General features: G+C 61.9%; 13 protein-coding genes. 7 read left to right on the plus strand and 6 right to left on the minus strand.

Annotated features, from left to right (window positions below; genetic code table 11):
- The first annotated feature begins 306 nt into the window (after positions 1-306).
- From purL to RTP54_RS09165, 6 genes are all read left to right on the plus strand, one after another.
- Positions 307-2547, plus strand: coding sequence for a phosphoribosylformylglycinamidine synthase subunit PurL (purL, locus tag RTP54_RS09140; protein ID WP_312362076.1), 2241 nt, complete (start codon positions 307-309; stop codon positions 2545-2547).
- Positions 2548-2566: 19 nt separating this feature from the next.
- Positions 2567-2800, plus strand: a complete 234-nt coding sequence (locus tag RTP54_RS09145; RefSeq protein WP_053247510.1) for a BolA/IbaG family iron-sulfur metabolism protein — start codon at positions 2567-2569, stop codon at positions 2798-2800.
- 7 nt (positions 2801-2807) lie between these two features.
- A complete protein-coding gene (locus RTP54_RS09150; RefSeq protein WP_312362077.1) occupies positions 2808-3047 on the plus strand; it encodes a hypothetical protein in 240 nt (79 codons plus the stop codon).
- 135 nt (positions 3048-3182) lie between these two features.
- Positions 3183-3521 (plus strand): Grx4 family monothiol glutaredoxin, encoded by a 339-nt coding sequence (gene grxD, locus RTP54_RS09155; protein ID WP_112804925.1) that lies wholly within the window; start codon positions 3183-3185, stop codon positions 3519-3521.
- A 390-nt stretch (positions 3522-3911) separates the two neighbouring features.
- Positions 3912-5147 (plus strand): multidrug effflux MFS transporter, encoded by a 1236-nt coding sequence (locus tag RTP54_RS09160; protein WP_112804923.1) that lies wholly within the window; start codon positions 3912-3914, stop codon positions 5145-5147.
- Between the two features lie 57 nt (positions 5148-5204).
- Positions 5205-6497, plus strand: a complete 1293-nt coding sequence (locus RTP54_RS09165) for a multidrug effflux MFS transporter (protein WP_112804921.1) — start codon at positions 5205-5207, stop codon at positions 6495-6497.
- A 72-nt stretch (positions 6498-6569) separates the two neighbouring features.
- Here the strand turns inward: RTP54_RS09165 and RTP54_RS09170 are convergent, their stop codons facing one another.
- From RTP54_RS09170 to RTP54_RS09190, 5 genes are all read right to left on the minus strand, one after another.
- The gene (locus RTP54_RS09170) at positions 6570-7394 is read right to left on the minus strand and encodes an inositol monophosphatase family protein (RefSeq protein WP_112804919.1); all 825 of its coding nucleotides are present in this window, start codon (positions 7392-7394) and stop codon (positions 6570-6572) included.
- Complete coding sequence (ttcA, locus tag RTP54_RS09175) at positions 7391-8275, minus strand: tRNA 2-thiocytidine(32) synthetase TtcA (RefSeq protein ID WP_312362081.1); 885 nt, start codon at positions 8273-8275, stop codon at positions 7391-7393. The genes RTP54_RS09170 and ttcA overlap by 4 nt, the downstream gene beginning before the upstream one ends.
- A gap of 112 nt (positions 8276-8387) precedes the next feature.
- Positions 8388-9335 (minus strand): glutaminase, encoded by a 948-nt coding sequence (locus RTP54_RS09180; protein ID WP_112804915.1) that lies wholly within the window; start codon positions 9333-9335, stop codon positions 8388-8390.
- 145 nt (positions 9336-9480) lie between these two features.
- Positions 9481-10098 (minus strand): 30S ribosomal protein S4, encoded by a 618-nt coding sequence (gene rpsD, locus RTP54_RS09185; protein ID WP_065780161.1) that lies wholly within the window; start codon positions 10096-10098, stop codon positions 9481-9483.
- 227 nt (positions 10099-10325) lie between these two features.
- Positions 10326-10853 carry a MarR family transcriptional regulator gene (locus RTP54_RS09190; protein WP_312362083.1) on the minus strand — a complete coding sequence of 176 codons (528 nt, stop codon included), beginning with the start codon at positions 10851-10853 and terminating at the stop codon, positions 10326-10328.
- A 110-nt stretch (positions 10854-10963) separates the two neighbouring features.
- On the opposite strand from RTP54_RS09190, the gene RTP54_RS09195 reads away from it, so the two are divergent.
- Positions 10964-11299, plus strand: coding sequence for a cupin domain-containing protein (locus RTP54_RS09195; RefSeq protein WP_312362085.1), 336 nt, complete (start codon positions 10964-10966; stop codon positions 11297-11299).
- Between the two features lie 31 nt (positions 11300-11330).
- On the opposite strand, the gene RTP54_RS09200 is transcribed toward RTP54_RS09195, so the two are convergent.
- A complete protein-coding gene (locus RTP54_RS09200) occupies positions 11331-12845 on the minus strand; it encodes an ATP-binding protein (RefSeq protein ID WP_112804909.1) in 1515 nt (504 codons plus the stop codon).
- Positions 12846-12951 lie beyond the last annotated feature (106 nt).

A 12951-nucleotide genomic window follows, 5' to 3' on the forward strand; every position in this document is an offset into this window, starting at 1 on the left:
TGAAATCTGTTCCGTGGTGGCATTCGATCACAGGGATTCACGCATCCTTTCGTGAAGATGGGCGCACAGTCGGCCACATGGAGCCACCTTGCCCTTGGCAAGCATGTTCTGGTGTCGCGGATCAGGGAGCCGGTCTTGACGCTGCGTGCCCGCCGCAACCGTTGTTGATCGGCGGTATTTTTCTGTCGCGCCGCGGCGCAGCATACGCTAAAGAAGCCGCAAAGCGCCCCCTGTGTCTGTTGCGGTTCGCACGCGCCATATCCCGTGGAAGGATTGCGCGCCGCCCGAAGGATTTGACGGTCGACGATGACGATTTCCAACACTCGCCCCATCACCCCGGAACTCATCGCCTCGCACGGGCTCAAGCCCGATGAATACGAGCGCATTCTCGGCCTGATCGGTCGCGAGCCGACCTTTACCGAGCTCGGCATCTTCTCGGCGATGTGGAACGAGCACTGCTCCTACAAGTCTTCGAAGAAGTGGCTGCGCACGCTGCCGACCAAGGGGCCGCGCGTCATCCAGGGTCCGGGTGAAAACGCAGGGGTCGTCGACATCGATGATGGCGACTGCGTCGTCTTCAAGATGGAGAGCCACAACCACCCGTCCTATATCGAGCCCTACCAGGGGGCAGCGACCGGCGTCGGCGGCATCCTGCGCGATGTCTTCACCATGGGTGCCCGTCCGGTCGCGGCGATGAACGCGTTGCGCTTCGGCGCGCCGGATCACCCGAAGACCCGCCACCTCGTTTCCGGCGTCGTCGCCGGCGTCGGCGGCTATGGCAATTCCTTCGGCGTTCCGACTGTCGGCGGCGAAGTCGAGTTCGACGCGCGCTACAACGGCAACATCCTCGTCAACGCCTTTGCCGCAGGCCTCGCCAAGAGCGACGCGATCTTCTACTCCAAGGCCGAAGGCGTCGGCCTTCCCGTCGTCTATCTCGGCGCCAAGACTGGCCGTGACGGTGTTGGTGGCGCCACAATGGCATCGGCCGAGTTCGACGAATCGATCGAGGAAAAGCGCCCGACCGTGCAGGTTGGCGACCCCTTCACCGAAAAGTGCCTGCTGGAGGCCTGCCTCGAGCTGATGCAGACGGGCGCCGTCATCGCCATCCAGGACATGGGTGCCGCCGGCCTCACCTGCTCGGCCGTCGAAATGGGCGCCAAGGGCGACCTCGGCATCGAGCTGAACCTCGACACCGTGCCGGTGCGCGAAGAGAGCATGACGGCGTATGAAATGATGCTGTCGGAGAGCCAGGAGCGCATGCTCATGGTGCTGGAGCCGGCTAAGGAAGAGGTCGCAAAGGCGATCTTCGTCAAGTGGGGCCTCGATTTCGCGATCGTCGGCAAGACCACCGACGACCTGCGCTTCCGTATCCTGCACCAGGGCGAGGAAGTCGCGAACCTGCCGATCAAGGAACTGGGCGATGAAGCCCCCGAATATGACCGTCCCTGGACGCCGGCCAAGGTTCCGACCGCACTGGCCACCAACGACATCCCGCAGACGGATGTTGCCGACGCGCTCGTGCAACTGGTCGGTTCGGCCAACAATTCTTCGCGCCGCTGGGTCTACGAACAGTACGATACGCTGATCCAGGGCAACTCGCTGCAGCTGCCGGGCGGTGACGCCGGCGTCGTGCGCGTCGAGGGCCACCAGACAAAGGCGCTGGCCTTCTCCTCCGACGTGACGCCGCGTTACGTTGAGGCCGATCCTTTCGAGGGCGGCAAGCAGGCCGTCGCCGAATGCTGGCGCAACCTGACGGCAACCGGCGCGCTGCCGCTCGCCGCCACCGACAACCTCAACTTCGGCAATCCGGAGCGCCCCGAAATCATGAGCCAGCTGGTTCATGCCATCAAGGGCATCGGCGAGGCCTGCACGGCGCTCGATTTCCCGATCGTTTCCGGCAACGTATCGCTTTATAACGAGACCAACGGCCAGGGCATCCTGCCGACCCCGACCATCGGCGGCGTCGGCCTGATCAGGGACTGGTCGAAGATGGCGCGCATCCGTTTTGCCGCCGCCGGCGAAACGATCCTGCTTGCCGGTGCGCCTGAGGGGCTCGGTTCGCATATCGCCCAGTCGGTCTACATGCGCGACATTCATGGCCGCACGGACGGTCCGGCGCCGCATGTTGATCTGGCGCACGAGCGCAAGGTCGGCGACTTCGTTCGCGAGCTCATCGTCGAAGGTCTGGCGACATCGGTTCACGATTGCTCGTCGGGCGGTCTTGCGCTTGCCGTTGCCGAAATGGCGATGGCGTCCGATATCGGCGCGACGGTCGATGCCGTCGAAGGCCATGATCCGATTGCTGTTTTCTACGGTGAGGATCAGGGTCGCTACGTGTTGACAGTCGCCGACGCCAACGTCGCTGCTGTTCGCGCCCGTGCCGACAAGGCAGGCGTTTCCCTGCCGCAAATCGGCAAGACCGGTGGCGATGCCGTCAAGCTCGGTGCAGCGCGCGGCGTGGCAATTCAGCAATTGCGCTCGGCCCATGAATCGTGGTTCCCTGACTTCATGGACGGCTCCAGCAACGCTGCTGCAGCCGCAGAATAATAAAGGGAGTAGGCGTATCATGCCCATGGCACCAGGCGACATCGAAGACATGATCAAGGCAGGAATTCCCGGTGCCAAGGTCACGATCCGCGATCTGGCCGGTGACGGCGACCACTACGCCGCCGAAGTCGTGGCCGAAGCATTTCGCGGCAAGACCCGCGTGCAGCAGCACCAAATGGTCTACAACGCCCTGAAGGGCAACATGGGCGGCGTTCTGCACGCCCTCGCCCTTCAGACCAGCGCGCCGGAGTGATGCAGAAATGGCCGACCTGATCAAGGAACTGGTCAGTGGCGTCGTCGACAGCGCGCTGAAGGAGATCCTGAAGAAGACCGGCGTCAAGCGGACCGCGACGAAGCGGACCAAGCGCCGGACGCGCAAGACGGCGACAGGCGGCATTCTGGGCGATATCCTGGAGGCCGCCATCGGCAAGCCGGCCAAGAAGCAGGTGAGCCGGCGTCGGACCGCCGGTTCCCGCAGCAAGGCGCGCCGGACGGCGTGAGCAGTTGTATTAAAACCACATCTTGAGGCCCATCAATATTTGTTGCACTTGGGTGATGAAAATCACCGATATGCATGCTATCTAAAGGCCAAACGGATATCCGGCCCTTGAAGCCGGCGCAGGAAGGATGAAAAGATGAGCGGAATTCACGAATTCATCGCAAACGAAGTCAAGACCAACGACGTGGTGCTCTTCATGAAGGGTACGCCGCAGTTTCCGCAGTGTGGATTCTCCGGCCAGGTGGTCCAGATTCTCGATTACATCGGTGTCGACTACAAGGGCATCAATGTCCTTGCCGACGCAGACCTGCGCCAGGGTATCAAGGACTATTCGAGCTGGCCGACCATCCCGCAGCTTTACGTGAAGGGTGAGTTCGTCGGCGGTTGCGACATCGTGCGCGAAATGTTCCAGGCTGGCGAACTCCAGTCGCATCTGCAGGAACAGGGTATCGCGGTCAAGGGCGCCGCGGCCTAAGCCGAATAGCCAACTCCGATATGATCGGAAAAGGCGGGCGACCGCCTTTTTTTCTTCCGGAATACCGTCCGGAACACCGAATTTACCTAGTTCCTTTATGGGCGGAACACTGCCCCGTTCTGTCATGAAGCGTTCGCGATAATTCGGCATAAGCAGCCTGAATGGGCATTCTCGCCCCCCACGCTCCGGCCTGGCCCTGCTGCTTCTAGCCGAAAGTCCCTCTCGCTTCGCACCGGACGCTGCCTGCACCGCTTTGCTGGACCAGGACGTCCCCCCAACGACCTTCGACATGCCGACCGGCATTTTGCCAGCCGACGTCGCTTCTTTCCGGAACCAACTCCGGCCTAAACCCATTTCGGTTGCGCCCGGCGCGCCGCAAGGATTTTGCCTATGACGAGCATCACAGACGACGTGGCCCTGCCCGGCCTCAGCAAATTTCAGTTCATCGCGCTGATGGCGATGCTAATGGCGGTCAATGCCATCTCGATCGACATCATGCTGCCGGGTCTGCAGGAAATCGGGGCGAGCCTTGGCGTCACCGACGAGAATCATCGGCAATACGTCATCACCGCCTACCTCATCGGCATGGGCGTGGCGCAGCTGTTCTTCGGCCCGCTGTCGGATCGCTTCGGCCGCAGGGCGCCGCTGCTGGCGGGCCTCGGCATCTATGGTCTCTGCGCCGTCGCCATCGCCATCGTGCCGACGTTCAGCGCCTTGCTTGCGCTGCGTTTCGTGCAGGGCATAGGTGCTGCCGCCACACGCGTCATCACCGTGTCGATCGTTCGTGACGTCTATGGTGGCCGCCGGATGGCGGAGGTGATGTCGCTGATCATGATGGTTTTCATGATCGTGCCGGTGATCGCGCCGAGTGTCGGCCAGCTGATCATGATCTTTGCCGAATGGCACATGATCTTTGTCGTCATCGCGCTGTTTGCCTTTGTCATGGCGACATTGGTGGTGTTGCGGCTGCCGGAAACATTGAATCCGGATCATCGCCGGGCTTTCACGCCGTCGGTCATCCTCAATGGTTTCAAGATCGTCCTGACCAACCGCCTGTCGCTGTTCTACACCTTGGCGACATCGGTGATCCTCGGGGCACTCTTCGGCTTCATCAACTCGGCCCAGCAGATTTTCGTCGGCGTCTACGGGCTGGGTCTCTGGTTCCCTGTCGTGTTCGCGGCATTTGCCGGCATGATGGCGGTGGCGTCCTTCACCAATTCGCAGCTCGTTCGTCGCTTCGGCATGCGGGCGCTGTCGCACGGGGCGCTGCTCGGCTTTGCGTTTGCGAGCTTCCTGTGGATGCTGGCTTCGCACTACGGGCCGGTGCCCTTCCCGCTGTTCGTCGTTCTCTATGGCGCGGCGATGTTTCAGTTCGGGCTGATTGCGTCGAATTTCAACGCGATGGCGATGGAGCCGCTCGGCCACGTTGCCGGCACGGCCTCGTCGGTGCTCGGCTTTACCCAGACCATCGGCGGCGGGGTCATCGGCGCCTTCATCGGACAGGCATTTGATGGAACGACAACACCGCTGGCGACCGGCTACTTCACCGTTGCAGCGATCGGCATCGGCTTCGTCCTGATCGCCGAACGCGGAAAGCTGTTCAAGCCACACAATCCGGCGGGCTGATCGCAGCCTGCCAAGCCAGATTTCTCCTCCCAGATCTGCTTTTTACGGATACCCACAATGACGACGATCACCACACAAACAGACCACGCCGACGGCGTTTCCGGCGCCGCGCGCCTGAACATGGGCCTCCTCGAATTCATCATCACCATCGCCGTCATGACAGCGAGCGTGGCGATCGCCATCGACAGCATGTTGCCGGCGTTGCCGAGCATCGGCCAGTCGTTGAATGTTGCCAATTCCAACGATACCCAGCTCGTCATTGGCGTCTTCTTCCTCGGCTTTGGCCTGTCGCAGATCTTCTTCGGCAGCCTTTCCGATACGTTCGGCCGGCGCGCCGTGTTGCTCGGCGGCCTCGCCTTCTTCACCGTGTCGATGTTTGCCGCTGCTCTGACCCAGAGTTTCGAGATGCTGCTCGTCCTGCGTTTCGTCCAGGGCATCGGCGCTGCCGCCGTGCGCATCACGACCATGGCAATCGTGCGCGACTGCTTCGGTGGTCGCGAGATGGCGCGGGTGATGTCCTACGTCATGATCGTCTTCATGGTCGTCCCGATCGTCGCACCGTCGATCGGCCAGCTGGTCATTCTCTATGCCAACTGGCACTGGATCTTCATCCTGATCGGCATCATCGGCGCCATCCTCTTCGTCTGGGCCCTCGCCCGCATGAAGGAATCGCTGCCGAAGGAGGAGCGCCTGCCGCTTTCCGTCAAGTCGGTCGCATCAGGCTTCAAGACGGTGCTGACCAACCGCATCACCTGCGGGTACATGATCGGCATGACGATGTTCACCGCGGTGATCTGCGCCTACATCGTCACCGTCCAGCAGATCTTCGGCGAGGTCTACGGCCTCGGCGAGTGGCTGCCGATCGCTTTTGCCGGGACCGCCGGCGGCATCGCCGTTGCCAACTTCGCCAACGGCTTCTTTGTGCGCAGCTTCGGCATGCGTCGCATCTCGCACGTGTCGATGATCCTGTTCACGCTGATTTCGGTCATCGGATTTGCCATGGCGCTATCGGGCACACCGGCTTTTGTCGTCAGCTACCTGATGTTCTCGGTGCTTTTGATGTTCTTCGCGGTCATCGCCACCAACTTCACCGCGATCAGCCTGGAGCCGATGGGGCACCTGGCCGGCACCGCGACGGCGATTACCGGCTTCGTCTCGACGACAGGCGGCGCCCTCATCGGCGGTCTCGTCGGCCAGCTGTTCAACGGCACGCTGCAGCCGCTGCTCGGCGGCTTTGCGCTGTTCGGCATCGTGACGATCATCGCCACGCTTTGGGCTGAAAAAGGCAAGCTCTTTACCCATCCGGGCGACAAGGACGTGTCGCTCGACCATGGCGGCGGCCATATGTGATCGCGACGCTACCAACAAAAAAGCCCGCCCGGAGCGATCCGGGCGGGCTTTTTTGTTGGCAGGCCGATGGCCTCAAACAGTGAAGACTTCGCGGCGCAGCGTTTCCCAGCTGTCCTTGTCGGTGGCCAGCAGCAGCCCGCCATTGAGGTGGGCCGGCAGGTAGGGCGAACCGTCGAAGCGCGCGGCATAGGCACCAGCCTCCTGCGCGATCAGCGTGCCGGCCAGGTGGTCCCAGGGCATCAGCTTCTGGTACATCAGGAAGTGGATGTGACCGCCGGCAAGGATGCGATACTCATGTGCGGCGCAACGATAGCTCGTTGCGATCCGAACCTTTGCCATATTGGCCATGACTTCGCGCCGGGCCTCTTGCTTGTAGAAGCCGGTGGAGGCGCCGCCGACCATGGCCTCGAGCGGAACGCCTGCCGTGACCGCCATGCGCTCCTGCGAGCCATCGGGCCGGCACATCCAGGCGCCGGAGCCCTTCTCGGCGATCACCCAGTCATTCCCGAGCGGATCGTAGATGATACCCGCGACCGTTTCGCCCTTGGAGACGACACTTGCCATGACGCCGAAAAGCGGCAGGCCGGCTGCAAAATTGAAGGTGCCGTCGATCGGATCCACGACCACGGCGAGATCAGCGTCGGCCAGCTTGTCGAGCAGGGCCGGATCGGCGGCCACCGACTCTTCGCCGATGAACACGGCGCCGGGCGCGATTTCGTCCATGCGCGCCTTGATCAGGCGCTCTGCCGCCTCATCACCTTCGGTGACGAGATCGATCGCTTCCGACTTCATCCGGACATCGCCCGCGCCGAGATTGCGAAACCGCGGCAGGATTTCTTTGACCGCGGCCTCCTGCAGCAGATTGGCAAGGGCGGCGATGTCGACGGAATGGCTCATTCTTTGGGCTCCGGTGTGAGGGACTGGAAGTCGAATAGCTTGGGGTCGAGCAGATGCGACGGGTTCACGTGGCCGAGCGCCCGCAGCATTGTGTCTTTGCGGCCGGGCATGCGGCGTTCGAGATCACCGAGCATCGCCTTCATCGCATTGCGCTCGAGCCCGTCCTGCGATCCGCAAAGGTCGCAAGGAATGATCGGGAATTCCATGGCGGCGGCAAACTTCGCAAGATCGTCTTCCGCCGCATAGGCGAGCGGCCGCAGCAGCATCAGGTCGCCTTCGTCGTTCAACAGCTTTGCCGGCATCGACGCGAGCCTGCCGCCGTGGAAGAAATTCATGAAGAAGGTCTCGAGAATGTCTTCGCGGTGATGGCCGAGAACCAGCGCGTCGCAGCCCTCTTCACGGGCGATACGGTAAAGGTTGCCGCGGCGCAGCCGCGAACAGAGCGAGCAGTACGTCGCGCCCGTTGGCACCTTTTCCTTCACGATCGAATAGGTGTCGCGATACTCGATCCGGTGCTTGACGCCGATCGACGCCAGATACTCCGGCAGGATGTGCTTCGGAAAGTTCGGCTGGCCCTGGTCGAGATTGCAGGCGATGATTTCCACCGGCAGGAGCCCGCGCCATTGTAGGTCCATTAGCAAGGCCAGCAGGCTGTAGCTGTCCTTGCCGCCGGAGATCCCGACCAGCCAGCGCTTGGCGCCTTTCAGCATGCCGAAATCGTCCATCGCCTGTCGCGTCTGCCGCAACAGCCGCTTGCGCAGCTTGTTGAACGAGACCGACGACGGCATGCGTTCGAAGATCGGGTGAAGGCCCGTTTCGATCTCGCCGTCTTCAACGGCATTGTCGATGGCGTCAGGCGAAAGGGCTGGCGAATGATCCATGGCAACGGTCCTGGAATGGCGGGCGCAGAGAAAAATGCGCGCGGCGCGTCATGGCCAGCACTTGCCCCGTTCCCACTGCAAGATCAAGGGAAAACGGCCTTTTGGGCTGAAATCAGGACCCGAACACCGACCAGCCGGTGCGCGCGGCCAACATCTCGAGCGCCAGCGATCCAAGCAGCGAATTGCCGTTCTCGTTCAGGCCCGGCGACCAGACAGCCACCGACGCCTTGCCGGGCGCGACCGCAAGAATGCCGCCGCCGACGCCACTCTTGCCGGGAAGACCGACGCGATAGGCGAAATCGCCCGAACCGTCATAGTGACCGCAGGTCAGCATCAGCGCGTTGATGCGCCGGGCGCGCTGGCGCGAGACGACCGAATGGCCGGTCAGCGGATTGGTGCCGCCGGCGGCCAGAAACAGACCGGCCTTGGCAAGCTGGCTGCAGGTCATCGAAAGCGCGCAATGGTGGAAGTAGACGCCGAGCACATGCTCGACCGGATGATCGAGCCGGCCGAAGGAGCGCATGAAGTTGGCAAGCGCGAAATTGCGGAAGCCGGTCGCCGTCTCGGAGCGGGCGACTTCATGGTCGATCACGATGGCGTCGTCGTCAGCAAGGTAGCGGACGAACTGCACGATCTCGCCGATCAGTTCGCGTGGCGTGTGGCCGGCGAGGATCAGGTCGCTAACGGTGATGGCGCCGGCATTGATGAACGGATTGCGCGGCTTTCCGCCTTCCTGCTCGAGCTGGACGATCGAGTTGAACGCCGAGCCCGAGGGTTCGCGACCGACCCGGTGCCAGATGTTTTCGCCATGTTTGCCCAGCGCCAGCGTTAGGGTGAACACCTTCGACACGCTCTGGATGGAGAATGGCACCTCGGCATCGCCAACCCGGTGCACCTGCCCGTCCGTGGTGACGATTGCCATGCCGAAATGTTTGGGATCGACGCGCGCGAGCTGCGGGATGTAATCCGCGACCTTGCCCTCGCCCAGACGCGGTGCGAGTTCGCGGTGAATGTCCTCGATGATCGCCTGCAGGTCCTGCGGCGTCTTTTGCTCCGGCATGCGAATTCCCTTTCGCCGCGCAGGTCATCGCCGTGTCCGTGACGACAGCGACGCGCAGCAGATCAAAGGCTACGATATCTGAAGAGACAAAAAAACCGCCCGTTTCCGGGCGGTTTTCGAAACGTTACAAGGCGTGAGCCTCGGATTAACGCGAGTAGAATTCGACGACCAGGTGCGGTTCCATGACGACGGCGTAAGGCACGTCGGAGAGAACCGGAACGCGGACGTAGGTCGCAACCATCTTGTTGTGGTCGACTTCGATGTAGTCCGGAACGTCACGCTCAGCGAGCTGAACCGATTCGAGAACGGTCACGAGCTGCTTGGACTTTTCCTTGACTTCGATGACGTCGCCCGGCTTGCAACGGTAGGAACCGATGTTGACGCGAACGCCGTTAACCTTGACGTGGCCATGGTTGACGAACTGACGTGCAGCGAAAACGGTCGGAACGAACTTTGCGCGGTAGACGATCGCGTCGAGGCGCGATTCGAGCAGGCCGATCAGGTTCTCCGGGGTGTCACCCTTGCGGCGGTCAGCTTCGGCGAAGATCGCACGGAACTGCTTTTCGCGGATGTCGCCGTAGTAGCCCTTCAGCTTCTGCTTGGCGCGCAGCTGCACACCGAAGTCCGAAAGCTTGGACTTGCGGCGCTGGCCGTGCTGGCCCGGGCCGTATTCGCGACGGTTAACCGGGGACTTCGGGCGACCCCAGATGTTTTCGCCCATACGGCGGTCAATTTTGTACTTGGACGATTCGCGCTTGCTCATCGCATTTCCTTTCAGTCTGTTACACCGGTCTGTTGCCAAACCGGATCAAGGAAACACGCCCTCCTCTGAACCCATTTTGAGAGTTCTGACAGGATTCTCACGATCACGATGCCGGAGAAACCACGGGACATGTCAAATGAAACACCGGACATTTCTGCCCGGCGTTGGGGCGGCTTTAGGGCTTCCGGCCGGCATTGTCAAACAAAATCGCAGCATTAGGTGCCATTTCAGGTGGGCTCGCCGGCCTGTTGGCTTTCGACGGAAACAAGCAGCTTCTTCAGAAGCGCAGCCAGTGTCTTGCGCTCCTCTGGGCCCAGGCCTTCGAGATAACGAGCCTCGCTCGCCATGTCGGCGCGAAACGCCGATTCGGCAAGCGCGATCCCCTTGTCCGTCAAACCAACCACGCTGCTGCGGCCATCCGATGCCGAACGCTCGCGCACGATCAGTCCCGCCTTCTGCAACCGATCGAGACGATGCGTCAGTCCGCCCGACGAAATCATCAGTAATGTATAGAGATCGGTCGGCGTCAGTCGATATGGGGGGGCGGAGCGCCGGAGCGTGGAAATCACGTCGAATTCGCCGCGGTCGAGGCCGAAGGCCGCAAAGGTCGCCTCGATCGACGGACGCACCAGGTTTGAAAGCCGGTACGCACGTCCGAGAATGGCCATCGGCTCGGTATCGAGATCCGGTAATTCGAGAACCCATTGCGCCCGCAACCGGTCCACGTGATCCCTCGTCTCTTCATCATTGCGCATCGTCAACTCCGCTGCCTGAGAAATATATCTTGACAAGAAGATAGTTTCGCATAATATCTTCTCATAAAGATAACTTATTCAAACCAGCAAGCAACCCCATGGAGGCCAGCATGTTTCATGTCATCCCGCGTGCAGAGCAGAAGCAGAGCCCAAACCGGACGATCCTGTTTGAAGGCGGGCAATATGGCGCGCCGGTTTCGCTCTTCCTGATGGATGCGGCGCCTGGGCAAGGACCGGCGCTTCACGTCCACCCCTATTCGGAAACCTGGCTCATTCATTCCGGTGAGGCGACGTTCACGGTCGGCGAGGAGACGCTCACCGGCAAGGCTGGCGACATCATCGTCGTCGACCCCGGTACGCCTCACCGCTTCGTCAACAGCGGCAGCGCCCGGCTGGAGATGACCTGCATCCATGCGTCCGATCATGTGATTCAGGACTGGGTTTGACAGACCGCGCGACTGACGCCGCAAACCGGGCCTATTCCGCCGCGGCGGCGGACGGATCCATGGCATCAGGCCCGTTTGCGTCGCCCGGCGCGGTTTCGCATCCGAGATCCGGAAAGGCGACGATGCGCTTGCCAGTGAAATCGGCATGGACGACGATCAGCCCATTCTCCTCGAAATAACCAAGCAGGCGGCGGGCGCGACGGGCGGAATGGGTGCCGTAGGCCCGGGCAATCATCGCGTCCGATGGGCACGCCAGGCCGCGCACGGCAGCCTGCGCCATCATCAGGAATACCCCTTGCAGATCCTCGGTAACGCGATCGGCCAAGCGAATGGCTGACGCCCATGCGTCAGTCGCCGCAGTCTCCGCATCGACGCCGGACCGCGCTATTGCCATCTTGCGCCGGAATGCGCTCAATGACAGTGCAGCACCAGGCACGCGGCGGATGCGGCAGCGCACGAGAAAGTCTTGGAACAGCTCCGCGTCCGGCCGGAATGCGGCCTCGGGATTGGCAAGAATCTCGGCAAGTAGGCTGTCGAGCAGCGCGCCACGCTCTTCAGACGACATTTCCGGCTGTACCGGTTTTGCCTCGATTGGCGCCATCGGCTCCGGTCGCGGACGCGAAAGTTCGGCGAGAATGTCGGTGGCTGGGCGTGGTGGTGGCGCGGCGCGGCGCACGAGCGGCCGCGTCAGTTCGTCGGCGTCGGGCGTGAAGATAAGGTCTTCGACATCTTGCGGCGCTTCCGGCAGCGGCATCAGCTTCGGGCTCGTCGAGCGCGCCGATGTCTCGACTGTGCCGATCGTCACCTTCAGCGGACGGCGCGACAATGCCGGTCCGAGGGCGACGAACGAGCCGCGCTTCAGGTCACGGAACATCTCGGCCGTGCGCCTGTCCATGCCGAGGAGGTCCGCGGCGCGCAGCATGTCGATATCGAGGAAAGTCCGGCCCATCAGGAAGTTGGAGGCTTCTGCCGCAACGTTCTTGGCAAGCTTTGCCAGACGCTGCGTGGCGATGACGCCCGCCAGTCCACGCTTTCGTCCGCGACACATGAGATTGGTCATGGCGCCGAGCGAGATCTTGCGGACCTCTTCGGTCACGTCGCCGGCAACCGCCGGTGCAAACATCTGCGCCTCGTCGACCACCACCAGAACAGGATACCAGTACTCGCGGTCCGCATCGAACATGGCGTTGAGGAACACACCGGCGCTGCGCATCTGCTGGTCGATATCGAGACCTTCGAGCGACAGGACGCAGGAAACGCGATGCTGACGGATCCGCGTGGCGATGCCGATCAGCTCGGCGTCGGTGCGTTCGCCCTCGACGACCACATGGCCGAACTTGTCGGCGAGCGTGACGAAATCACCCTCGGGATCGATGATGCATTGCTGTACCCAGGGTGCGGATTGCTCGAGCAATCTTCTGAGAAGGTGCGATTTACCCGAACCGGAATTGCCCTGCACCAGCAGACGAGTGGCCAGAAGCTCTTCGATATCGAGAGAGGCCGAAGTCCCTTCGGACGTCGCTCCCATGTCGATGCCGACTTTCATCTGGACCTCATCCTGCCTTCAATTTGTTTCTGTTTCAGACGGACGCGCACAAGCACTGCGTCTATCTCTGCTTCGGCGCATTCCCCGACGGAAATCCGCTTCGCAA

Source organism: Ensifer sp. (genome assembly GCF_031989085.1).
GTDB lineage: Bacteria > Pseudomonadota > Alphaproteobacteria > Rhizobiales > Rhizobiaceae > Ensifer.